This window comes from Microcoleus sp. Z1_B2, from assembly GCF_036700325.1.
Taxonomy (GTDB): domain Bacteria; phylum Cyanobacteriota; class Cyanobacteriia; order Cyanobacteriales; family Microcoleaceae; genus Microcoleus.
Map to the genome: position 1 here is coordinate 4,895 of NZ_JAUBOQ010000017.1, position 22,004 is coordinate 26,898.

The 22,004-nt window shown below is 45.0% G+C and carries 20 protein-coding genes; 10 read left to right on the forward strand and 10 right to left on the reverse strand.

The genetic code is table 11. The features are described 5' to 3' along the window. Positions 1-1,055 (forward strand): 23S rRNA (guanosine(2251)-2'-O)-methyltransferase RlmB (rlmB, locus tag QT984_RS12135; RefSeq protein ID WP_333315325.1); only part of this gene is annotated, 1,055 nt, incomplete at its 5' end. Positions 1,056-1,351: 296 nt separating this feature from the next. Beyond that, positions 1,352-1,630, forward strand: coding sequence for a DUF1816 domain-containing protein (locus tag QT984_RS12140; protein WP_333057159.1), 279 nt, complete (start codon positions 1,352-1,354; stop codon positions 1,628-1,630). A 135-nt stretch (positions 1,631-1,765) separates the two neighbouring features. Here QT984_RS12140 and QT984_RS12145 read toward each other — a convergent pair whose 3' ends face one another. The 3 genes from QT984_RS12145 to QT984_RS12155 form a co-directional block, all read right to left on the reverse strand. Continuing rightward, positions 1,766-2,596 (reverse strand): alpha/beta hydrolase, encoded by an 831-nt coding sequence (locus QT984_RS12145; protein WP_333057160.1) that lies wholly within the window; start codon positions 2,594-2,596, stop codon positions 1,766-1,768. 55 nt (positions 2,597-2,651) lie between these two features. Then, complete coding sequence (locus QT984_RS12150) at positions 2,652-3,956, reverse strand: serine hydrolase (protein WP_333374083.1); 1,305 nt, start codon at positions 3,954-3,956, stop codon at positions 2,652-2,654. Between the two features lie 213 nt (positions 3,957-4,169). After that, positions 4,170-4,625, reverse strand: a complete 456-nt coding sequence (locus QT984_RS12155) for a helix-turn-helix domain-containing protein (protein ID WP_333057162.1) — start codon at positions 4,623-4,625, stop codon at positions 4,170-4,172. Positions 4,626-5,869: 1,244 nt separating this feature from the next. On the opposite strand from QT984_RS12155, the gene gatA reads away from it, so the two are divergent. Together gatA and QT984_RS12165 are read left to right on the forward strand one after the other, a co-directional pair. Next, on the forward strand, positions 5,870-7,330 hold the full coding sequence (gene gatA / locus QT984_RS12160) for an Asp-tRNA(Asn)/Glu-tRNA(Gln) amidotransferase subunit GatA (protein WP_333057204.1): 1,461 nt from the start codon (positions 5,870-5,872) through the stop codon (positions 7,328-7,330). A 118-nt stretch (positions 7,331-7,448) separates the two neighbouring features. Next, positions 7,449-8,507: an alpha/beta fold hydrolase gene (locus tag QT984_RS12165; RefSeq protein WP_333374085.1), complete on the forward strand. Its 1,059-nt coding sequence runs from the start codon at positions 7,449-7,451 to the stop codon at positions 8,505-8,507. Positions 8,508-8,609: 102 nt separating this feature from the next. On the opposite strand, the gene QT984_RS12170 is transcribed toward QT984_RS12165, so the two are convergent. Further along, positions 8,610-9,353, reverse strand: a complete 744-nt coding sequence (locus QT984_RS12170; protein ID WP_333057165.1) for a pentapeptide repeat-containing protein — start codon at positions 9,351-9,353, stop codon at positions 8,610-8,612. A gap of 306 nt (positions 9,354-9,659) precedes the next feature. Here QT984_RS12170 and QT984_RS12175 point away from each other — a divergent pair, with 306 nt between their 5' ends. The 3 genes from QT984_RS12175 (at position 9,660) to QT984_RS12185 (ending at position 11,383) form a co-directional block, all read left to right on the forward strand. Continuing rightward, a complete protein-coding gene (locus tag QT984_RS12175; protein WP_333057166.1) occupies positions 9,660-9,788 on the forward strand; it encodes a hypothetical protein in 129 nt (42 codons plus the stop codon). A 181-nt stretch (positions 9,789-9,969) separates the two neighbouring features. Next, positions 9,970-10,620, forward strand: a complete 651-nt coding sequence (locus QT984_RS12180) for an ATP-binding protein (protein WP_333057167.1) — start codon at positions 9,970-9,972, stop codon at positions 10,618-10,620. A 463-nt stretch (positions 10,621-11,083) separates the two neighbouring features. Then, positions 11,084-11,383 (forward strand): DUF3593 domain-containing protein, encoded by a 300-nt coding sequence (locus QT984_RS12185; protein ID WP_333057168.1) that lies wholly within the window; start codon positions 11,084-11,086, stop codon positions 11,381-11,383. A 169-nt stretch (positions 11,384-11,552) separates the two neighbouring features. Here the strand turns inward: QT984_RS12185 and QT984_RS12190 are convergent, their stop codons facing one another. The 6 genes from QT984_RS12190 to QT984_RS12215 all read right to left on the reverse strand — a co-directional run bounded on the left by QT984_RS12190 (position 11,553) and on the right by QT984_RS12215 (position 18,920). Continuing rightward, entirely contained in the window at positions 11,553-13,145 is a 1,593-nt protein-coding gene (locus QT984_RS12190; protein ID WP_333207650.1) for a helix-hairpin-helix domain-containing protein, read from the reverse strand. After that, complete coding sequence (locus tag QT984_RS12195) at positions 13,138-13,917, reverse strand: LAGLIDADG family homing endonuclease (RefSeq protein ID WP_333374087.1); 780 nt, start codon at positions 13,915-13,917, stop codon at positions 13,138-13,140. Before QT984_RS12195 ends, QT984_RS12190 begins: the two co-directional genes overlap by 8 nt. 1 nt (position 13,918) lies before the next feature. Continuing rightward, entirely contained in the window at positions 13,919-16,579 is a 2,661-nt protein-coding gene (locus QT984_RS12200) for a DNA polymerase III subunit alpha (RefSeq protein ID WP_333374089.1), read from the reverse strand. Positions 16,580-16,675: 96 nt separating this feature from the next. After that, positions 16,676-17,971, reverse strand: a complete 1,296-nt coding sequence (locus QT984_RS12205; RefSeq protein WP_333233606.1) for a transposase — start codon at positions 17,969-17,971, stop codon at positions 16,676-16,678. A gap of 201 nt (positions 17,972-18,172) precedes the next feature. After that, positions 18,173-18,592: a lysozyme inhibitor LprI family protein gene (locus QT984_RS12210; protein ID WP_333207654.1), complete on the reverse strand. Its 420-nt coding sequence runs from the start codon at positions 18,590-18,592 to the stop codon at positions 18,173-18,175. A gap of 16 nt (positions 18,593-18,608) precedes the next feature. Continuing rightward, positions 18,609-18,920: a DUF2499 domain-containing protein gene (locus QT984_RS12215; RefSeq protein ID WP_333154630.1), complete on the reverse strand. Its 312-nt coding sequence runs from the start codon at positions 18,918-18,920 to the stop codon at positions 18,609-18,611. 410 nt (positions 18,921-19,330) lie between these two features. Here QT984_RS12215 and csaB point away from each other — a divergent pair, with 410 nt between their 5' ends. The 3 genes from csaB (at position 19,331) to trmB (ending at position 21,903) form a co-directional block, all read left to right on the forward strand. Further along, complete coding sequence (gene csaB / locus QT984_RS12220) at positions 19,331-20,377, forward strand: polysaccharide pyruvyl transferase CsaB (protein ID WP_333057177.1); 1,047 nt, start codon at positions 19,331-19,333, stop codon at positions 20,375-20,377. Positions 20,378-20,390: 13 nt separating this feature from the next. Continuing rightward, positions 20,391-21,122 (forward strand): Uma2 family endonuclease, encoded by a 732-nt coding sequence (locus QT984_RS12225; RefSeq protein WP_333057178.1) that lies wholly within the window; start codon positions 20,391-20,393, stop codon positions 21,120-21,122. Between the two features lie 148 nt (positions 21,123-21,270). Further along, a complete protein-coding gene (gene trmB, locus QT984_RS12230) occupies positions 21,271-21,903 on the forward strand; it encodes a tRNA (guanosine(46)-N7)-methyltransferase TrmB (protein WP_333057179.1) in 633 nt (210 codons plus the stop codon). Positions 21,904-22,004: the final 101 nt, after the last annotated feature.

The following is a 22,004-nucleotide window of genomic DNA, read 5'->3' on the forward strand; positions in this document are numbered from 1 at the left end:
AGCCGGCCCGCAACAATTTCCGAGACAGAGACAGAGACAGCAGCCCCCAGCCGGCCCGCAACAATTTCCGAGACAGAGACAGAGACAGCAGCCCCCAGCCGGCCCGCAACAATTTCCGAGACAGAAACAGAGACAGCAGCCCGCAGGAATCCAGGGGAAATTATTACAAAGACAGAGACAAAGACAATAGCCCGCAGGAATTCCGGGGCAACCATTTCAGAGACAGAGACAAAGACAGAGACACTCGCCCTGTTGACACTGCCTCCAATACAGTCGTGCAACCAGACGCAGACACAGACGACATGATTTACGGCCGCCATGCGGTACAAGCAGCTTTAGAAACAAACCAAGTCCTCAACCGGATCTGGGTTGTTCCCCACCTGCGCTACGATCCCCGCTTTCATAGCTTGCTAACCGAAGCCAAAGCCAACGGCAGCATCATTGACGAAGTTGACGATTTGCGCCTCGACTACATCACGCGCAAAGCAAACCACCAAGGCGTAGCGGCTCAAGTATCAGCCTACGAATACCTGGATTTGAGCGAACTGATCGCAAAGGCTAAGTCGGCTTGCGAAGATCCAGTAATTGTGGTAGCAGAAGGACTCAACGACCCGCACAATCTAGGGGCGATTATTCGCACCGCAGAAGCATTGGGATCTCAGGGCATGGTGATTCCGCAGCGGCGGGCGGTTGGGATTACCTCAGCAGTGAGAAAAGTGGCAGCAGGGGCATTGGAAAGCCTGCCCGTGGCAAGGGTTGTCAATCTTAACCGGGCTCTGGAAGAACTCAAAGAGGCTGGATTCTGGATTTATGGCACTGCAGCAGGCGTCGGTCAATCTATAGAGACAGTCAAGTTCTCCGGGCCGACTGTTTTAGTGGTGGGTGGTGAGGCTGACGGTTTGAGCCTTTTGATACAGCGCGGATGTGACGGATTAGTTTCAATTCCTTTAAGGGGCCAGACTCCTAGCCTGAATGTCTCGGTAGCAACGGGGATGGCTTTATACGAAATTTACCGTCAGCGCGGGCCCAAAAAGTTTCACGTACACGGATCGTAAAGGTGGTTGAAAAAAAGAGCACAACAGAGTAGTTTATTGTCAATGCCGCCCAGCATGGAGTGGCACGACACCCGGAACAAGTAAGGATAGTCGATCGACTGTCGTTACTTGTTCCGGCGAAAGTAGAAGAAGCCTAGCCCCTAGGTTCAAACAGGAATTCGACACAAATCTATTTAGATATATTTAAATAGGTTTGGAGCGGTTCTTGGCAGCAGTCAGCCACGTGTAAATAACAAAAGCCTAGGCGTGTTCGCAGCACCCTGAAAACACCGTCAAATACATTAGAAGAAAAGCAGATGAAAGAATTCTTGATTAGCTTGCTCAACTTTTTCGGATTGGCTTGGTGGGTTGAAGTTAAAACTTCAGCGCCGCGGTGCATTTACTATTTTGGCCCGTTCTTAACCCAAGCAGAGGCGGCAACTGCAAAAGCAGGATATGTAGAAGACATAGAAAATGAAGGGGCAGAAGGTGTTAGTGTTTCGATTCACCGCTGCAAACCAATTACTTTGACGGTTGCAGAAGATTTGGGAAAGCTTGGTGATGGAGGGCTGTGGCCGGTTTTGAGCGGTCAGTAGAAGCAGGGGGAATTTTGAGTTTTGAGAGGCCTACGCTTCCCTCGCAACGCTGTGCGGTTTTGAGTTGTCAGTTGTAACTTCAAAACAGTTGAGTGTTGGGTGATTAATTGCTTGTGACAAACTCCAAATTTAAGACTAGCAATTGCCCACTGCTTCGGGGTGACTCTCTATCCAACGATCGATGTCTGCGAGTACCCGATCGGGAATTTCCCAAGGGAACAAGTGGGCTGTATTGGGATAACACTGCCACTGACAATCATGGAGGTGGCGGGCGGTTTCTAAACTGGATGCTGAGGTGATGTGCCGATCGCCCTCTCCGGCCAACACCAAGCACGGACAATGAATGTCGCCCAGGTGCAGCAGTCGATCGTATCCAGCCCTCAGAGCGGTATTTAACGCCTTGGTGGCCGTGTTGGAAGTCTTGAGGTAGGCGGGGGTACCTGCCTGTGCTAAGTAGCGGTAAGGGGTGGCTTTATGCTGCTGTATCAAGTAGCGAAAGAGCGATCGCCTCGCAAAAGTATCAATATTCCACTGCCAACCCGGTATCACCCAATTGATAATTCCGGCTAAACCAGTGTAAAGGTTATCTTGCCAAGAGATGGGAGGGTGACTTCCTCGCGGTTTTGCTGCGGATGCGAGTACAATTAAACCGGTGACTCGCTGGGGATATTTCATGGCTAATTCCAGGGCTAAAATCCCTCCCAAAGACCATCCGATTACCAAACACCGATCGACTCCTAATCTGTCTAATAGTGCTTCTAAATCGACCAGATGATCGGTCATTTCAAAGAAAGTTGAGGTGCGGCTGTTGCCGTATCCGCGCAAGTCTGGGGCGATGGTTTGGAAGCGTTTTGATAAGTGTTCTGTAAAGACGGACATACAATCGCCGGAACCTGGATGGCCGTGCAAGCAGAGAATAGGAAATCCTTTGCCTTTGACGGAAACACTGAGTTGTTGATGCGGCATTTTTTAACTGTTTAGGCGGTGCGTTGTCCCCGCTATAAATTGTATATTCCAGCGGTCAAAAGCTGGGGTTTCGGACCATGTAATCGGCAATTTTAGAAATAGACTGGCGCATTTGTAGCTCGCCGCTGCGGCTGTCAATCACAGTAATCACATAGGCCTCGTCGTCAATGCTCATCGCTAAAGTTGTGCCGAGTACCCAGGAATTTTGACCGGTTTTTTCCCCCAACCACTGAGCTTTAGTTCCTTCCAAGGCGGCAAATCCCAGAGCGTGATCGTACTGGCGGTTGAGAGTTTCTATTAACAGTTTAGCACCGGGTGTTTCGCCGTTGTAAATTTGCACCATCATTTCGGTGAGTTCGTTAGCAGTCACGCGGTTGCGACCAGAACCGGGGTTGGAGGGCATAATTCTTTCCCCCATTAATTTGAAGTTGACGCGGGTGACTTCGTAGCCGCTATTATCTAAATATTGATTGATGTAATCCGAACCTAAATAATCGATTAGTTGATTGGTGGCGATATTGCTGCTGCGATAGATCATTTCTTCTAACAGTAGCTGTAGCGGGTAATTGCGATTAGACCTAATCTTTGCCGATGCGTCTTCGGTGAAATTACCGCGAGTGACTAATACTTCCTGGTTCAGACTAATTTTTTCTTTTTCGACTTTTTGCATCAGGGCGACAGCAATCGGCAGTTTAATTAAGCTGGCTGGACTGATAGGAGGTACATCGCCCCGCAGGTTTACGCATTCTCTAGAAAGGTTGCAAATGCCGATCGAAGCTTGAGCCGACAAACCGCTTTCCCGCGCAAGCACACCCAACAAATCTGATTTTGCTTGCTGGACTTGAGAGGTGGCTGCTGTTAAATTTTCCCGGTATTCTTGAGTTTTTGAGGCAGTGAGGGAAGCTAAAAATGAATTTTGAGGAACTTCCTGCAAGTTGTTGAGGGCTTGATGCCAGAAAAATTGAGTTTGCTGCGAAGATTCGATCGACTTATTGGGCTGCTGTTTAGTTTCTACGGCTCTGTTGGCTAAACGGACTGCTTGCTGTAAGTTGTCGTTAGCCCTCTTTTCTACTAATATTTGAGCTTCCACCGCTTGCAACTGCTGTAGCAGTTGTTCTTGAGGATTGGCGGCTGCGAAGGGAACTAAGCCGGAGAGGATGCTTGGTTCTGGGGAGGGAGATGAGGGTTGTTCTAATTCGGCAATTAGCCCATCGCGAATTTTGTAGAGTTCGTCTAGGGAACGGGGGTTAGATGATTGAGAGAATGAACTTGCGATGGTTAACATCTGAACCAGTCCAATGCCGGCTACTACTGCCGCCATCTTGTTGGCGATCGACAAAAAACGCCTGATATCTGGCATATTTAACATCCTCAACACAACCAAATTCTATATAAGCAGCTATTGTTACATCAGTCAAACGATTTTAGATTTTAGATTTTAGATTTTAGATTTTTTCTTCAATCTAAAATCTAAAATCTAAAATAGTTCGATCGCGCCAATGTGGCAAAATAACCAAAATAAAGGGAGCGATCGCACGAAGGCAATCAACCCCCTCTAAATATTGCGAACTATCTACTTTCTGCGCCGCCGTCGCCAGTCAGCACCCAACCGCTTGAGGTAATCCCAGCCGCGTTGGGGCCAGACATGATCGCTACCAATCTTTTCGGCAATCCAGCGAGCGACTTTGGGGCCTGTCCAGTCTCCGCCGTCGGGGGCAGGGCCTAGCAGGGCTTGTCGCAGTTCTTCTTGCTGTTCAGGATTCAGCAAGGATTTTGCAGGAGGGGGCTGGCGGTCTCCGCTGCGGTTTCTCACAGAGTTAGGCCCTTCTCGGTTGTAGCGCTGGACAATTTCTTTGGCGTAGTCGTAGTTGAGGCCTACGACTTGGGCTGCTTGTTTGATAGTCCAATTTCGGGACACTAACAGCAGCAAGTGCCAGCGGCGCGACTCTGTGGTGTTTTGTGCCTGCCGGTAGCGAATTTTGAGTTCCTCTGCCGTCAGGTGGGATTCTAAGTGAGCTTTAGGTGGCATTCCTCCAACGGGGCATCGGGAACTTCTTACCATATATCTTTGGTTTTGGGGATAATTCCGGATGAAATTATTTTCCTGGGGATCGTGGCGGCAAATACCTAGCGTTTTTTAGCGCAGATGCACGCAGCTAGTCGCATTTGAGGAAGGACCAAGAATTTCAAACGTGGTACCCGCCACGTGATTTATCCGTGGAATCAATCCAAAATCTAAAATCGAAAATCACTTATTGCCCCCGCATTTATCCGTGGGGTCGCCTCTAAAATCTAAAATCGAAAATCTAAAATCGATTGACTGCTGTTTTTTTTGCAGGTGCGCGCAACAAAAGACCTCGGTGTGGCGGTGAGCGTTTCGAGCTTTTTTGTGAACCCCTGATTTCTGACAGGCTTTTTGAGCTCTAGTACAATGGGCGTGGATCGGAAAAGGTCGATTACTATTTTCTTCGATCGCGCCGCAGCCATTAATTCACTCGGCTGACTGATAACTTTCAGTGATTGTTGACTAAAAAACTGCTCTTCCTAATCTGACCATAATTATTAGGGTATCGACAGCCATACTCTAATATTTTATTAGCATCCTTTTCTATTTTTCCTTCATGTTTTTCGGAATATTCAGGACGTGATTAATTTCACAAGAAATCCGAGGCAGATGCTGCTAACTATGCTATTAAAAATAAATCAGATATAACAAGCGTGGGATTTTTTATATAACAAAAATTTTAGTAAAGTCTGAATATTCCAGCAATAAAGCAGTCATTATCTGGGATTATTTGATTTTTTAGGGCATCTTTTTTCCCATAAATCCTGGGTTGCATCGAGGACAAACTGGGCTGTAATATTTTAGAATTTAGATTACAGAATTTGGAATGACTGATTTCCTAATGATTGCGATCTTGCATAGACAGTCTTGGAGACCGAACCTAATTATGTAGGGGTCGCATTGCACACCTTACCCCTTACTCACATAATTCGCGCGTCCAACCACTTTTTGCATAAGTTTTGATACAGTTGCATTCTTGGTTTGTTAAAAGATGAGGTAAAAAACTCGATCGCTATTTTGTGTCCCGTGGGATTTGGGGAATTTAATCTATTGTATATAAAATGACCGATCGCCCGTTAGCTGAGCCCTCTTCGAGGCTCGAACTTTCGCCACAAAAATAGCCGACTTTGCCTTCGGGCTGTAAGCAGGTACAATTGCCAGTTATATTAACTGTATTGTCTCAAAGTAGAAATGATAAAGGTACGAGCATGGCATCCATCCGCGAGTTGCACCGACAACTGGTCAATAAAGAACGCTCTGCTGTGGAAATTACTCAAGAAGCATTAGACCGAATTACCCAGCTAGAGCCGAAGTTGAAAAGCTTTCTGTGCGTGACAGCAGACAGCGCATTGGCGCAGGCCCATAAAGTGGATGCCCAAATCGCAGCCGGAGAGCAAATTGGGCTGTTGGCCGGTATCCCGATCGCCGTTAAAGATAATATGTGCACCGAGGGCGTTCCCACAACCTGCGCCTCTCGGATTTTGGAGAATTTTGTTCCTCCCTACGATGCCACCGTCGTCTCGAAACTCCAAGCAGCCGGTGCGGTGATTGTGGGTAAGGCGAATATGGACGAGTTTGCAATGGGGAGCTCGACAGAAACTTCTGCTTATCAAGTTACCGCGAATCCTTGGGACTTGGAGCGCGTGCCCGGAGGGTCTTCTGGCGGTTCTGCCGCAGCAGTAGCCGCTGGAGAATGCGTCGTGAGTTTGGGTTCGGATACTGGGGGCTCAATCCGCCAACCTGCAGCTTTTTGCGGGTTGGTGGGGCTGAAACCGACTTATGGGTTGGTTTCTCGCTACGGTTTGGTGGCCTATGCTTCTTCTCTCGATCAAATCGGGCCCTTTGGCCGGACTGTTGAGGATTCGGCGATTTTGTTGGGGGCGATCGCCGGTTACGATCCGAAAGATTCCACGAGTCTTAATGTCCCAATTCCTGACTACGCTCAAGCTTTAAGACCCAGTTTGCGACCGAAGGGTCAGATTAGAATTGGTGTAATTAAAGAAACTTTTGGTGTAGGGCTGGACTCCGGGGTTAAAGACGCTGTTACTAAGGCGATCGAGCAATTTCAACAATTGGGCGCCGAAATTCAAGTCATTTCTTGTCCCCGGTTCCGCTACGGTTTGCCCACTTACTACATTATTGCTCCCTCGGAAGCTTCGGCAAATTTGGCGCGATATGATGGAGTTAAGTACGGTTTCCGGTCTCCAGACTCCGATAATCTTTTGGATATGTATGCCAAAACCCGCTCTCAAGGGTTCGGTGCGGAAGTTAAACGCCGGATTGCGATCGGCACTTACGTATTGTCGGCTGGATATTACGATGCTTATTATCTAAAAGCTCAAAAAGTTCGGACTTTGATTAAAGAAGACTTTGAAAAAGCTTTTTCTCAAGTTGATGTTTTAGTCTGTCCCACTGCTCCTACTACCGCATTTAAGGCAGGCGAAAAATTCAATGACCCCCTGAGTATGTATTTGTCAGATTTGATGACTATTCCGGTGAATCTTGCTGGTTTGCCAGCTTTGAGTTTGCCCTGCGGATTTGATGATAAAGGACTGCCGGTGGGTATACAACTGATTGGTAATGTTTTGCAAGAATCTCGGTTGTTTCAGGTGGCTCACGCTTACGAACAGTCTACGAATTGGCACTTGCACCACCCCGAATTGCATTAATTTCTGAAAATCGGCGGAATACGGTGGCGGAAGTTAGTAATCGATCTTGGCTAATTGTCTGAATTAATAATTTGCCATTAGCTTTTGAGCGATCTCTAATTTCCCGCGTGCTCTATCTATGAACAATTTCCTAGTATTCCTTTTGTCTAAATCGCTAATAGCTTTTGGGATAGTTTTGGCCGTTGCTTATTCTGCTGCTTGTGTATTCCTCTTTGTAGCGCAAGGTAAGTTTATCTTTTTTCCTGCGCGGGCGATCGAAACTACGCCAGATGATTTTCAGTTGAAATATCAAGATGTTTGGTTGCCAATTTCAACTAAAACAGGCGCGGTGGAAAGCGTGCACGGGTGGTGGATTCCTGCCTCGGAAAATCCCCCCAGCCCCCCCGAAGCTAGGGGTGGAGCAAGAAAGGGGGAGGCTGTTCCCTCTGTTAACACCGGAGACTCGGATACCCCCCCCAGCCCCCCCTTGCCAAGGGGGGGAGCTAGAGGAGTCGGAACGTCCCCGCAAAGTGAGAGACCGGCAGTCGCTCCGGTTCCCCCCCTTAACAAGGGGGGGTTAGGGGGGGTAGTTTTGTACCTGCACGGCAATGCTTCAAATGTGGGATCAAATGTCGAACACGCTCATCGATTTCATGGGCTAGGTTTGTCGGTATTTGTGATCGATTATCGTGGTTATGGAAAAAGCCAGGGCGATTTTCCGAGTGAATCTCAGGTTTATGAGGATGCTCAGCTTGCTTGGGATTATTTGGTGAAACAGCGGGGGATTAACCCGAATCAAATTTATCTCTACGGTCATTCTTTGGGAGGGGCGATCGCGATCGATCTAGCCTTGCGTCACCCGGAGGCGGCAGGGGTAATTGTAGAAGGCTCTTTTACTTCGACGCGGGCGATGGTGAATTTCCAAAAAGGGCTGTTTTGGATGTTTCCGATCGATGTTTTGCTGACACAGCGGTTTGATTCTCTTTCAAAAGTCGATCGCCTGCAAATGCCTGTGCTGTTTATTCACGGGACTGCTGACAATGTAGTTCCAGTGGAAATGACCAAAAAACTGTTTGATGCAGCACCTGAACCCAAACAGTTGTACATAGTTCCTGATGGAGGTCACACTAATGTGGCAGATATCGGGGGCGCAGAATATCTGCAAATACTGAGCCAATTTTTAGGTTGTTCACAGTAGATCAAAGCTCTTGGCGGTAACAGGTTAAGTTTGATATCTGTACCGCCTACTCGCACTTCTAACTGTACATATTAAACAGAGCAGTTATCGCGATGATACTACTTAGTAGAACCTTAATACATTAAGCCACCAGTCATTTAAGGCATAGCAGTAATTACAGTAATTGTTCGCGCTTATAGCTTCTTCTTTCTTAACCTCGCAGCCTCGCCAAGATGTTTTTTGGTTTGGCATCCTGGCACCGCAAAGATTGGCATCTGTGAGATTAGCTTTGTTCAATCTCGCATCCCTCAAGTCGGCATTTCTCAGGTCTGCACCGCTGAGATTTGCACCGCTTAAATCGGCTTCTTTGAGGTCTGCACCCCTGAGATTTGCACCGCTTAAATCGGCATTTCTTAGGTCAGTTCTAGTTAGTTTAGCGGCGCTCAAATTACTGCATTTTAAGTTAGCCAACTGGAGGGATGCGTCTGGCAGAAAACTCTCGCTGAGGTTGGCATTTTCTAAGTTGGCTCCCCTGATGTCGGCCCTGCTCATGTCGGCTTTGCTGAGGTCGGCGTCGGCCAAAAAGGCGTTTCTCATGTTGGCGTTGTTTAAATTAGCTTCCATTAAGTCAGCCGCAGTCAAGTCGGCATCAACTAAGTCAGCCCTGCTGAGAGTGGCGCGGCTCAAGGAAGCGCCAAACAAATCTGCACGGCTCAAGGAAGCGCCAAATAAGTCGCATCCGGGACATCCTCTGGTTTCTAGCAGCCGCTTTACTAGGGACAGATTTTGAGCTTGTAAGGGAAGTGCGGCGCAAAATGGGAGTAGCATTATCGCTGCTGTCAGAATTTTCAGTTTGATTTTGGTCATAGTCTTGGTAAGTCCTGTAACTGCCTTTCAACACCGATTAGTCTGCTGGACTTACGCGCGGGAGACCAAAAACCCGGTTTCCTCGTTAATTCATCGCTGTCCAACCCAAGATTCTAAGCAGAAACTGGGTGGTTTGCGTAAGTCCTAGTCTAGTGGATGGACGCGGCTCGACGGTGTAAGGTTCGTAGGCGTAAGCCGGGGCGTAGCCATCGCGCTCTCCATCGCGGATATTACCTACGCCTTTGGGATGAAAGCCCGCACATCAAGGCTCCCTTGCAGCGAACGACGATCGACCGGAGGCGCTAAATGCCAGGGATTCTATATCTGGCGACGGCAGCAGCAAGTGGCAGACTCCGACAACGGATAAGTATTGGTAATCGATGCAGTGGGATTTTGCTGCCGAGGGCGATCGTTCTCCCTACAGGCGATCGGTAAATAAGCCAATTGGCTTAGACTCTTAAGACATATTGCTGATGCGCTGCCTTCTATAAAAAAGATAGCATTTTTGTATGATCCCCGAAATAATACCGAGCCAGCAAGTATAAAAAAAATATACCAAATGTATCGGCGGGTGGGAAAATAGGGTACAGCTAATACTTTCAGACGAGGAAAATAGATGTCCAACAGCATAGATCAACTTGCAGAAGGTGGCAGGGGGATCAAACTCATGTGGCAGATTGCAGACGAGATCAGTTACACCCGGACTCTCGACGATCGAAACTGTTTGTGGCTGAGCAAAAGTTACGAAGTAGAAGGTTGCAATCGCTCCCAAAATATAAAAAAAGCTAGCGTTTTAGATGGGTTAATGAATTTATTAAACACCTGGGATTGGCAGACTGAAACAGAGCAGGAAGAAGAGCTGCATGAAACTTTTATTCAACATATTAGCCTGCAAGTCAACACAGATGTCAATGCTTTAACTCAAGTTTTGTTGTGGTTTGAACAGTTGAAAGATATATCGCTCCCCAATGAAGTTTGGTGGAAGATTCAGTTGGGGTTGGCTGAAGGTTTCACTAATGCAGTTCGCCACGCTCACAAAAATCTGCCAGTAGAAACTCCTGTGCAACTCGAAATTACGGTGTTTAATGGACGGTTGGAACTCAAAGTTTGGGATTGCGGGCCGTGTTTTGATTTTGATGCTAAGCTGAAGGAAATTATTGCAGCAGATAGAAATAACGGCTTGGATTTAGAGGTTTTGAACGAGGCTTACTTGATGCCTAGCAGACAGAAAACTTTGGAACCGTCTCTCTTTCTAATTGCTGGGTAGCTTTGGGGTGATGGACAATGGGAGCATCTCAATGAAAGCAGGCCTCCGCTAGAAATTGGAGTTTTGAGGCAGGAGTTTTGAGGCAGGAGGCAGGAGGGAAGAGGGAAGAGGAAGAAGGAAGGAGCCAGAAGAAGTGTTTTTACAAATATGAGATGCTTCCTGGACAATTAACAGACTGGCACGGTAAAAAATGTGTTAGTAGGCTAAAAACGGTGTTAGGGGGAAAATTTACGGGTTTTGTCTCCGCGTGGGTGAGGGGTTTTGAATACTGCCCACCTGCTGCGGCTTGGGTTAAGAGCTATGGTATTGGGTGATTCTATAGCGGTTCGATAGAAACGGGTGCATCTGTCGAATTAAATATTATAATTAAATATTAAAAACTCAACATTAAAGGTTAAAAATTATTCACACTAATTTTTGATATTTTAATTTATCATAGTATCTGGTCGCTCACCAATTACTAATGATTTCCAAAGAAACTTTATTTGTTCTGTCTCTATTTCCCTACTTGGGATTTCTCTGGTTTTTGACTCGATCGGGAAAAACACCCCGTTTAGCTCTGATGGGATTTTACGGGACTCTCGTTTTTGTAGCGGTGACGATTCCCGCCGCAATTTACGCAAAAGTTGCCTACAACGAGTCACTAGCAAATGTAGATTGGCTGCACGGTTCTGCGGAACTATTCTTGACACTTGCCAATATTTTATTAGTTTTAGGCTTTAGAGAAGCGGTGATTAAAGCCAAAGCATCCTCACAAGAATAAACTTGAGAGGGTAGTCGGGATTAATGCGAGACTTTCATTTGACTAGCGTCTGTTTAGGATCGCGAATTAAATAACTTACAATTTTAATTGTTATTGTGGGATGGGCGTCCCGCCCGTCCACTCATGACGGGCTATAAGAGCCCATCCCACTTTCAAGAGTGGAAGTTATTTAATTCTCATTCCTTAGTTGGGCGAGATAATTGACATACTGGTGAAGGCGATCGGTTTCAGTGTCAAGTAAACGACTAGCCCAAGAATGTACATTAAGTTGCGATCGCATTTCTCGAAATACCGCAGCATCCCCGCGATTTTCTAGAGGAAAAACCCAAGCATCAAATCCAGCCGACTTGAGCCGGCTAACAGTTCCCTCGCCATCTTGCACCCACAATTGAGGGCTAATGCGAAGGGGTTGACAGGAATATTCGCCGACAACCATTCCCCCCACAGAAACGCTAGCATCTTCTCCACGATTGGAAAGTTCTTGCAAAATAGCTTTGAGGGAATTGAGTTTTTTCCCGTCTTGTACTTGCTGCGGTGTCAGCTTGACAATCACCATTTCTAAAACTTCGACAGGTTTTGTCGATCGTACAACGTTGACTGGTTCCGCCGGCCAATGGTTATTTATTTCCGGTTGGGCCCTCTCGATTTCCTCTTCAACCTGTACTGTTTCCACCGGCTTTGCAGTGTCTACAATTATCTGAATTTCCTCTCCATCTTTCTCGATTTTTCCACTAATCAGTAAGATAGCATTCTCTACAATGTAAGGTTTCACTTGTTCGTAAGACTTGGGGAACACCACAGCTTTTATTTGAGCAGTCAAATCTTCTAATTGCAAAATTGCCATCGCATCGCCTTTTTTTGTCACTACCATTTTGATAGCGCTGAGCATGACAATAACTGATACTTTCCCCTTTTTATCTGCTAACTCTTCGAGAGTCACCACATCGGGGTCTGGGTTTACTTGCATGAGAAACTTTAGGGGATGTTCTGACACATAAAAGCCAAGCAGTTCTTTTTCTAAACGCAATTTTTCTTGGTTGTCATAATCTTTTATTAATTTAGATTTTGGCGCGGACTCATAGGTATTGACTGACTTGCCAAAGCTATTCCCACCTAACAAGTCAAAAAGATTACCTTGGCCGCTTTCTCGGTCTCTTTTGCGCTCTTGCGCCCATTTAATTACCCCTTCGAGGTCGTGTACTAATTGATTGCGGTTGTGTTCAATTTTATCAAAAGCACCGCATTGAATTAATGCTTCTAAAGCGCGGCGGTTGACAGAATGGAGATTTACGCGATCGCACAAATCAGCCAGCGATTTAAACTTACCCCCTTCCTGCCGCGCCGCCAAAATATTTTCAATTGCCGCTTCTCCCACATTTTTAACCGCCGAAATTCCAAACAAAATTTTATCTTTTGCAGAGCCAGTCATCTGTTTCGGCATCGGTGTAAAAGTAAGTTCCGAGCTATTAACATCGGGCGGCTCAACCTCAATACCCAGCTTGAGACAATTGGCAATATATTTCTGTACTTTATCCTGATCGCCCCTGTTAGCCGTCAGCAGTGCAGCCATGTATTCTAGAGGATAATTCGCCTTTAAATAGGCAGTTTGATAAGTGATATAGGCATAGGCCATTGAATGGGATTTATTAAAACAGTTAGATGCCACCAAACTATTTTCTAGGATAAAGTTATGTTCTCGTTCAACGCCTATGTCATAGACCTCTTGAGTTCCTAGTGATTTTCGACTAATAATTTTAACCATGTTTGTAAGTCCTGAGAATAGCCTCTATTTTAGTTTTCTTTCGTTGCAATCCCAAGCTGGGATATTGATACACAAAATCATAGAATGCTTGTATATTTTTTCGACTAAAGATTCTCCAATAATAAACTTTTTTTAATTGATGCTCTTGTACAGAACCCATCCCTAGGTGCATTGCTAGTTCGCGGGCAAATTCAAAGGAACCAACAATGCAGACTAAACCGCCACTTCTACCTTTGTTTGCATAAGCACAACCGTCACCATCAAAATAGCCTAACACATAAGACCCTAAATATTTTAAGTTAGGGAAATAGGTAACTTCCGAAAAAGTTCTTCCTGTTATGATGCCGTAGCTCTGTAAAGAGCTTGCCAGCTTTTCAGAAGAAAAATTTATTCGGTAGTGAGGAGCATAATTTTGAGGCTGAATAACTCTAATTTCACCAGAGTATTGTAGCTCTATGCTGAGCATTTCTGTAAGTTCTTTGTCAATAGATTCAAAAGCTACATAATTAGTTTGAGTAACGCAGCCATCAGCAGCTATCAATCCTAATAAATAAGCTTTAGCTTGAGAGTCAATTACATCAAAATAGCTCTCATTTAAAGTATAGCGGTTTCGCCGCTTAGTATTAATGTCGGCTTCTTTTAAAACCCTTGAAACTGCTCTTTCACTCACACCAAGGTAGTTAGGAATGTCTCGACACTCCATGCCCTGATTAAAAGCAGAAATGATTTGTTCCTTGTGTTCCGATTTTAGCTGCCTATAGTCGAGATACATTTTATATATCTGAGCTAGAGTTGATTTGTTTTAAGTCTAATCCTTGTTCAAAGATTTCGTCAATGGGCAGCATTTGACCGCCAACAGTCATAAACTTGTGATCTTTTGTGGCGCGAATTATCGAGCCATCTTCCAGGCAATACTCAAAGACCTCCTGCTGCCCCCGGCGATGCCACTGTGCAATTGACTGTGTATAAATATAACCGTTGCTATCCACACTATAAACAGTACATTCAATTTTTTCCTCAACAATTTTGCCAATAGCCATCGGCCCATATTCCACTGTCAATATCTGCGTATCATAGCTCAAGCAATACTCTGCAAATTGTAGCATCTGCGCGAACAACTTTTCAGCAATTCTTTGACTGACTCCATTCTTAGTTGCGCCGTCGATAAACGTTTCTTTTTGCTTCTGCATTTCATCAGCTTTCTTCTTGCCCATTGCCCGCCGCAGCAAGTCAGCTTGCCCCAAAGAATAGCCTGCCAAATCTTGAGCCATCCGCATAATTTGCTCTTGAAAGCAAAGCGTTCCGTAAGTCTCTTTTAAAATCGGTTCTAATAGCGGATGATCGTACTCAACGGTTTTACCGTGCTTGCAGTCAATAAACTGAGGAATCAAACCTGCATCCAGCGGCCCAGGTCGGTAAAGTGCCAAAATAGAAGAAATATCATCAAGACAGGAAGGTTTGAGTTTTTTCACTACATCCAGCATTCCAGAGGATTCTAACTGAAAAATACCTTCTAAATCTCCTCTTTCTAAAAGTCTATAGGTTTTATCTACATCATCTGGTAACTTTTTGATTCTGCCAAAAGTCTCTTGAGCTCTGCGCTCAATATCAGAAGGTAGCATTTCTGGATCGACAATTAGATTTTGGGTTTGTTTAATATAATCAACAGTTTTCTGGAGCGTTGTTAAATTTTTTAAGCCCAAAAAGTCCATTTTCAGCAGCCCCAAAAATTCCAAATCTTCCATGAAATATTGGGTAATCACAGCACCCTCATTATTTTTTTGCAGCGGTACAAGTTCATCCAATGGCTCTGAAGAAATTACCACACCTGCTGCGTGAACGCCATAGGTTTTGTTGGTTCCTTCAATGCGAATTGCCATGTCAATCCACTGACGGACTGGGACTTCAGTACCAGTTTCTGCATTTATGCAAATTGTATTTTCATAGTTGTCTTTAAATTCCTGTGCAGGTGTGTCATTGGAAATCATCACTTTAAGTTTTTCCGGTTTTCCCCTGGACACGGGAATTAATTTAGCCATTTCGTCGGCTTTTTTGTAAGGAATACCTAACACTCTGGCAACATCTTTCAAGACAGCTTTTGATGTCATTCTGTTGAAAGTAATAATTTGCGCTACGCGCTCGCTACCATATTTTTCCGTAACGTATTTAATCATGTCGTCCCGCCTTTCTATGCAGAAATCGCTATCAATGTCTGGCATAGATTTCCGTTCGGGATTGAGAAATCGCTCGAATAGTAGTCCGTGGTGTACGGGGTCTATATTGGTGATTTTGAGGACGTAGGCAACTAGAGAACCTGCGGCAGAACCGCGTCCTGGCCCTACTGGAATATCGTTGTCTCTAGCATATTTTATGTAGTCCCAAACTACTAAAAAGTATTCCGAAAATCCCATCTGCTGAAGCATTTTCAGTTCGTATTCTAGTCTTTGTTTGTAGACTGGGGGGATTTCATTTCTGGTGCGGGATTTGAGGCGTTCTAAGAGTCCCAGCCAGGATATTTCTTCTACATAAGTATCGGCTGTATGTTCGGGGGGAATTGGAATTGTGGGAATTCGAGCTTCTCCTGTGAGCTCGTATCTCGATACTTTATTTGCGACTTCTAGGGTATTTGCGATCGCCTCTTTGATTGTTTCATCATCCAAATGGTCTCGAAACAGTTGCGCCATCTCCTCTGCGGACTTAAGGTATTCAGTACCGCTGTAGCGCATCCGCTTGTCTTCTTCAATCAGTTTGTTGGTGTTAATGCACAGCAAAGCATCGTGTGCTTCTACGTCGTTGCAGGAAATATAGTGAGAATCATTGGTGGCAATTATTTTAATTTTGAGTTCGCGGGCAATTTTGACGATTTCAACATTAACAATCCGGTCTTCCGGGGAACCGTGGTCTTGAATTTCTATATAGTAATCTTCTCCAAATACTTCTTTATACCATGTGGCTACTTCACGGGCAGTATCTAGCTTGTTTTGCAGAATCATTTGGGGAACTTCGCCGCCCAAACAAGCACTGGTAACAATTAAACCTTCGGAGTATTGTTTTAGCAGTTCCTTGTTGATGCAGGGGCGGGCAAAAATACCTCTTTCTGGCATTCCCTTTAAGTGGGAAATTGTGGTTAGTTTGACTAGGTTTTTATAACCTTGGGTATTTTTAGCTAAAACAACTTGATGGTATTTTCTTCTACCTCGAACTTTTACTTCAATGTCGCCGTTGACGACGTACATTTCATTGCCAATAATCGGCTTGATATTTTTATTTCGGCAAACTTTGATGAGCTCGATCGCCCCGTACATCACCCCGTGATCTGTAAGGGCGATCGCGGGCATCCCCAATTCCACCGCCCGTTCTGCGAGCTGCTGTAGCTGAGACGCCCCATCTAGTAAGCTATAATCGCTGTGAATGTGCAAACCAACGAAGGACATAGCGATTTTGGATTTTAGATTTTAGATTTTAGATTGTACACCATCCGGATAGAGAAAGATCAATTGACACTCCCCGGTCTGAAGACACGGGGATTCTTAAGGACAAACTTTGGGGGATGAACCCACCCAAAGTTTGATTCTTAAAGGGTTTGTCAGCAACCCACTACCCACTCGCTCAACAATTGAGTCTATGGCTACATTTGATTTTCGGATGATATTGGCAGCACCATTTACATCTGCATTCAGTATTAATCCGCTCGCCGAACGGTACAAACCTCTTTTGATTCTTTTACCTGATGGTTGCCAATTGTCAGGTTTTTCACCAACTTTAACTGGCAGAAAATCTCGGTCTAAGAAGCTGGCTTTTGAAGTGTAAGATTCATCCTGTTCTACAAATCTCCATCCTAGAGAATCGCATTCTTGTTGTAATCTTTCTTTGACTTTAGCTGTCGGTATTTGGACAAAGTTCTGATTGGTTTTTCCTCCCATATTGACCTCTTGCTTCTGTCCTTTATTCCAACCAAAGGCTATGACATTAATTTGGTAACTTTCGCAATAATCTATGATAGTTCTGACAGCTTTATTAACCGCATCTCTCATTCTTCTGGCGCGATTTTCCGATAACTGTTGCAGTTTTTTTGACGAGAATCCTTGAGGTAGCTTATGTCGGGAATGTTCTGATTGAACTCTGGCTTTTTGTTTGTTAAACTCTTGGTTCCAAGATTTCAGCTTATGACCATCAATAATAAATGGCTTACCATTGCTAGAAACACAAGTTAGCCAGTTGTTGATACCATGATCTATGCCCAGAATCCCTGTTACTTCGAGACTACAGCTAGGAGCTTGCTTGGTAAGAGATTCATGGACGTATTCAATCCAGACCTTACCATTTCTAGGGATTAACCTGAGTTCTTTAATCTGGCAACCCTTAAGCCTTTCTGGTAGTGGAATCCAGAGAGCATCTGTCCCGAAGTGTTCTTTCCCTTGCTTTCCTAGAGGGAGTCTTACCCTATTGCCGACTATTTTTAAGGCTTGTCCCGGATAGGAAACTTGGTACATACCGCCTTTGGTTCTGTACTTAGGCAATCTGGGTTTTTGATTGATTTCCCCTTTTTTGACTAACCTTTCTAAGGCTCGGAAAGAGCTGAAAGATTCAGCAACAGATTTAAGGGATTGTTGCGCGACTTGCGAGTAAAGTAAGCTGTAATTCTCGTTAGTTTTAGCAATCCTGTACAAGTCGGGATATTTAACCGCACTTTTGTCTTTAAAGTATCGTTGCCGACTTTCGTAAGTCCCGACATTAAACAGATTGTTTGACCATCTCAGCAGTTGCTCTACAATGGATTTGTCGAATCCCTTTAAATGCCAGATATCTTTTTGTACTGCATACATTTGACTTTCACCTCCCTTGATTAATTTTACTGCATTTGGTAGTTGGGAAATTGGTAGGCAGGATAAATCCTGCGATGCCCTTTCATCCCTGGACTAAAGTCACAGGGTTTTCAGGGAGTTTTTTATAAAAAAATTTGGGACTCAATCGTTGTTCTCTCGTAGGGTGGGTATCGATTGCATTACTAAATAGCGATCGCACTGTTACAAACTTGCTTGTTTCAAATAACGATCCAAGTCTTTAACCCGTTCTTGTGTCACCCTCGCTCTGCAATAACCGTAGGTAGAAGCAGCCAAAGTTCCACCTTCAAACTGCCCCATTTCATAATTGCAAGATTCATCTCTAAACTTGAGCCAACTACGCTGTGCTACTATCAATCTTTGCTTTTGTTTGCTGTTGAGTTTCGGCTGAAGTTGCTGATATACTTGATTGAGTTTTCTGTCTGCTGCCTGAAACTCTTGACTGGAACACGCATTCTGCTCCTGTGTAGTTTGAGGACTTTTGCAGTTAGGCTGTTGGGCAAGTTGCCAGGAAGTGTTGCTGGCTTTGCTGGGAAGCAAAAATCCGGCTGTCAACAACAGCGAACTCGCGGCTAATTTGACCCAAATAGTGATTTTTTTCAAAATATTTACCTCTTTTTCAATCTTTAATTTTTTCTGGTTGAGCCGATCGCCAAATCCACCAAGCCGCCGCCCACAAAGTAAAATTGCCGAATAGAGTCATCGCCGCTTGCAGGGTAACAATCCATTCTAGGGCTGGGGAGTTGTCAAAATAGTGCCATGTACAGGCACACATAGCGCTGACGAGAGCGGGCAGCATTCCGGCGGAAAGGGCCCACCAAGCTCGGTTTTGAGTGACTTCGCCGTAAGTCCAAATTAACCAGATGGCGGCAATCCACTCGACGACGCTAGAGACGTGAATAATCCAGGTGGGAATTGACAAAGCGTGCATTTTTTGTATGGTGAACGAAGATGAAAGATTTATCGATCGGGACTTAGGCAACTGTCATATAAAGTATGATGAGTCAGTCGATTTTAGATTTTAGATTTTAGATTTTAGATTTACTCCACAGATGAATCTTGGAGCTTGAGCTTTAGTCTAAAATTTTAGGAGCATCCACGACTTAAGTCGGGACTTGTACCTGTTTTTGGGCCCGTCATACAATTTTAGATTAGCGATTCGAGATTTTATTAGATTTGCGATTTGAGCTGACTGATGACGTAAAGCCTTGAAGTTTGCTGACAGTAACATTTTTTTGGGTATTAGTATTATCAAATTTCAAATCTCAAAAAAATCTAAAATCCAAAATCTAAAATCTAAAATAGTTACATTCCCCATTACCAACAAAGAAAAGAGTAGAAATGCGAGCAATTTTGTGCGGCTATTACGGTAAAGGCAACGGCGGCGACGAGGCGCTGTTGGCATCGCTACTGCAAATGTTACCTGATGGCGTGACGCCGATCGTCCTGTCTGGCAATCCTGTCGAGACAAATCAGCGGTACGGGGTAGCTGCGCGCGATCGCATGAATGCCTTTCAAGTTATCGAAGCACTCCGCACCTCCGACGCCCTAATCTGGGGCGGCGGTAGTTTAATCCAAGACGCTACTAGCATGGTGAGCCCTTTCTATTATGGGGGTTTGATGGGATTAGCGCAGCAGATGGGCTTAAAAACTGTTGCTTGGGCCCAGGGAATTGGGCCTTTGAAGCGCGAAATGACTCGCAAGTTATCTCAGCGCTGTTTTGCTGGATGCACCGCCGTCAGCGTGCGGGATAAAGGTTCAGCTACTTTACTTGCAGATTGGCAAATTCCCTTTACTTTAGCGCCCGATCCCGTGTGGGCTTTGGAGAATTCTCCCGTGTCGGGTTTGTGGGATTTACCTGCGCCCAGAGTAGCTGTTTGTTTGCGTTCTCACTCTACACTAACTCCCGCCCGTTTGTCAATCTTAACTCAAGCTTTAGTTGACTTTCAAAAAGCAACTCGCACCTTAATTTTGCTGCTGCCTTTTCAAGCGTCTCACGACTTAGAAATTGCCCAACATTTGCACGAAGCCCTGCCCAAAAGGAGCTGCATTCTCAGTTTAGACGATCCGAGAAAGTTGAAAGGAGTGTTCCGGGGTGTCGAAATGGCGATCGGGATGCGCTACCACAGTTTAATTATGGCCGCATCCGAAGAATGCCGCTGTTTTGCTCTCAGCTACGATCCCAAAGTCAGCCAGTTAATGGAAGAGCTAGAAATGCCGGGATACTTATTATCAGAATTGCCAGACGATCCTTATTTAATCAGCAAAACCTGGATCGAACATTATGCTAACGGCGACGCCTTATCGCCAGACAGGATAAAATTTATAGTAGAGCGATCGCTCTTTCATCGCGAAGTATTGCGAGCCGCGCTCCAGCAGTCTACGTAAGAGGTAAAATACCGTGACAGCCAGTACAGCCGACTTAAAAATTACCTGGGAAAAATTGCCAGACGACTTCATTTTAGACGAGGAACCTGTGGAAAATATCGACCAGCCCTTGCTCGCTGCTACCTTGCGCGAAATCCTAGAAATCGCAGGGCTAATTTTAACAGGAATATTAGTTGCCCCAAACATGGGAATTTGCGCTACATTAAACGGCAAGCTAGTTATTAAAGATCCAGATTGGTTTTATGCCCGCAACGTTCAGTCGCTTTCCAGTCAAGAAATTCGCCGTAGTTACACTCCCAACTTAGAAGGAGAAGTCCCGGCGATCGTGATGGAATTTTTGTCAGCTAGTCCCAACGATGAATATTCTAGTAAACAAACTTATCCCCCCGGCAAATGGTATTTTTACGAGCAAATATTGCGCGTTCCAGTCTATGCACTTTTTGAACCAGCCGCCGGAGTGTTAGAAGTCTACCATTTGGATTCATCAGTAAAGTATGAAGTACAACCACCCGATGCTTTCGGCCGTTATTGGATTTCAGGAGTTGGGTTATTTCTGGGTGTTTGGCAGGGAACAAAAGCCGAAAGAACGGGATATTGGTTGCGGTGGTGGGATGATAGCGGAGAGATGTTATTGTGGGGAGTAGAGATGGTAGAAAGGGAACGGCAGGAAAAAGCAAATGTTCAACAGCAAGCCGATCGACTAGCCGCCCAATTAAGAGCAGCAGGCATTGAACCAGAAGCCTAATGCAATAATGAGCAATTAAAATTTTCCGCGGAAAAATTTTAATTGCTCATTAATTAAAAAGTATTGAACAACATCGCAAACATCAATATTTATCGGCGTTAATCAGCCTTCATCAGCGGTTAAAAATTACATTCAGGAGACAGCAAAATTGGCAAGAGTAAGAGTGCGGGAACACGTCAATCCCCTATCAATTAGATATCAAGCATCTGCAAGTCCCCCGGATTGGACTAAAATCTATGCGGACTTAAATTTACCGCTGCATTTAGATATCGGCTGCGGCAGAGGACGGTTTTTGTGGCACATGGCGCAAGTACAAACTGACTGGAATTTTCTAGGATTAGAAATTCGGGAACCTCTGGTAGAAGAGGCGAATCTTTGGCGGGACGAAAAAGCCTTGACAAATTTGCACTATTTGTTTTGCAATGCGAATAGTTCCCTGAAGCCGATTTTAGAAACTTTACCCGCAGGTACTTTGCAGCGAGTTAGCATTCAGTTTCCCGATCCCTGGTTCAAGAAAAAGCACCACAAACGGCGGGTGGTACAGCAGGAATTAGTCAACGAATTGGCAACTTATCTGGCAATTGGCGGCGAAGTTTTTATCCAGTCAGATATTGAGGAAGTAGAAAGCGAAATGTGCGATCGCTTTTCATCTCACCCCAGTTTCAAACGTCAAAATGGCGACAACTGGCTAGCAGAAAATCCCCTGCCTGTTCCTACTGAAAGAGAAATTGCTACTCTGAAACGGGGCGAACCAGTTTATCGAGCACTGTATCAAAAATAATGCTCGCTTTTCCCAACTCACCTTTGTCATAAATGTTATAACTTACATCTTGCACCTTGGTTAGGAACAGGCAAGATGCCTGTTCCACAAAACTTAATTTT

What these genes read in the sequence shown, in the direction of transcription:
- QT984_RS12175 (WP_333057166.1), top strand. Translation starts at nt 9,660, where the DNA reads ATGCCAGGGATTCTATATCTGGCGACGGCAGCAGCAAGTGGCAGACTC.
- QT984_RS12200 (WP_333374089.1), bottom strand. Translation starts at nt 16,579, where the DNA reads ATGTCCTTCGTTGGTTTGCACATTCACAGCGATTATAGCTTACTAGAT.
- QT984_RS12165 (WP_333374085.1), top strand. Translation starts at nt 7,449, where the DNA reads ATGAACAATTTCCTAGTATTCCTTTTGTCTAAATCGCTAATAGCTTTT.
- QT984_RS12170 (WP_333057165.1), bottom strand. Translation starts at nt 9,353, where the DNA reads ATGACCAAAATCAAACTGAAAATTCTGACAGCAGCGATAATGCTACTC.
- QT984_RS12150 (WP_333374083.1), bottom strand. Translation starts at nt 3,956, where the DNA reads ATGCCAGATATCAGGCGTTTTTTGTCGATCGCCAACAAGATGGCGGCA.
- QT984_RS12180 (WP_333057167.1), top strand. Translation starts at nt 9,970, where the DNA reads ATGTCCAACAGCATAGATCAACTTGCAGAAGGTGGCAGGGGGATCAAA.
- QT984_RS12140 (WP_333057159.1), top strand. Translation starts at nt 1,352, where the DNA reads ATGAAAGAATTCTTGATTAGCTTGCTCAACTTTTTCGGATTGGCTTGG.
- QT984_RS12215 (WP_333154630.1), bottom strand. Translation starts at nt 18,920, where the DNA reads ATGCACGCTTTGTCAATTCCCACCTGGATTATTCACGTCTCTAGCGTC.
- QT984_RS12190 (WP_333207650.1), bottom strand. Translation starts at nt 13,145, where the DNA reads ATGGTTAAAATTATTAGTCGAAAATCACTAGGAACTCAAGAGGTCTAT.
- gatA (WP_333057204.1), top strand. Translation starts at nt 5,870, where the DNA reads ATGGCATCCATCCGCGAGTTGCACCGACAACTGGTCAATAAAGAACGC.
- QT984_RS12155 (WP_333057162.1), bottom strand. Translation starts at nt 4,625, where the DNA reads ATGCCACCTAAAGCTCACTTAGAATCCCACCTGACGGCAGAGGAACTC.
- QT984_RS12185 (WP_333057168.1), top strand. Translation starts at nt 11,084, where the DNA reads ATGATTTCCAAAGAAACTTTATTTGTTCTGTCTCTATTTCCCTACTTG.
- QT984_RS12145 (WP_333057160.1), bottom strand. Translation starts at nt 2,596, where the DNA reads ATGCCGCATCAACAACTCAGTGTTTCCGTCAAAGGCAAAGGATTTCCT.
- csaB (WP_333057177.1), top strand. Translation starts at nt 19,331, where the DNA reads ATGCGAGCAATTTTGTGCGGCTATTACGGTAAAGGCAACGGCGGCGAC.
- QT984_RS12195 (WP_333374087.1), bottom strand. Translation starts at nt 13,917, where the DNA reads ATGTATCTCGACTATAGGCAGCTAAAATCGGAACACAAGGAACAAATC.
- QT984_RS12205 (WP_333233606.1), bottom strand. Translation starts at nt 17,971, where the DNA reads ATGTATGCAGTACAAAAAGATATCTGGCATTTAAAGGGATTCGACAAA.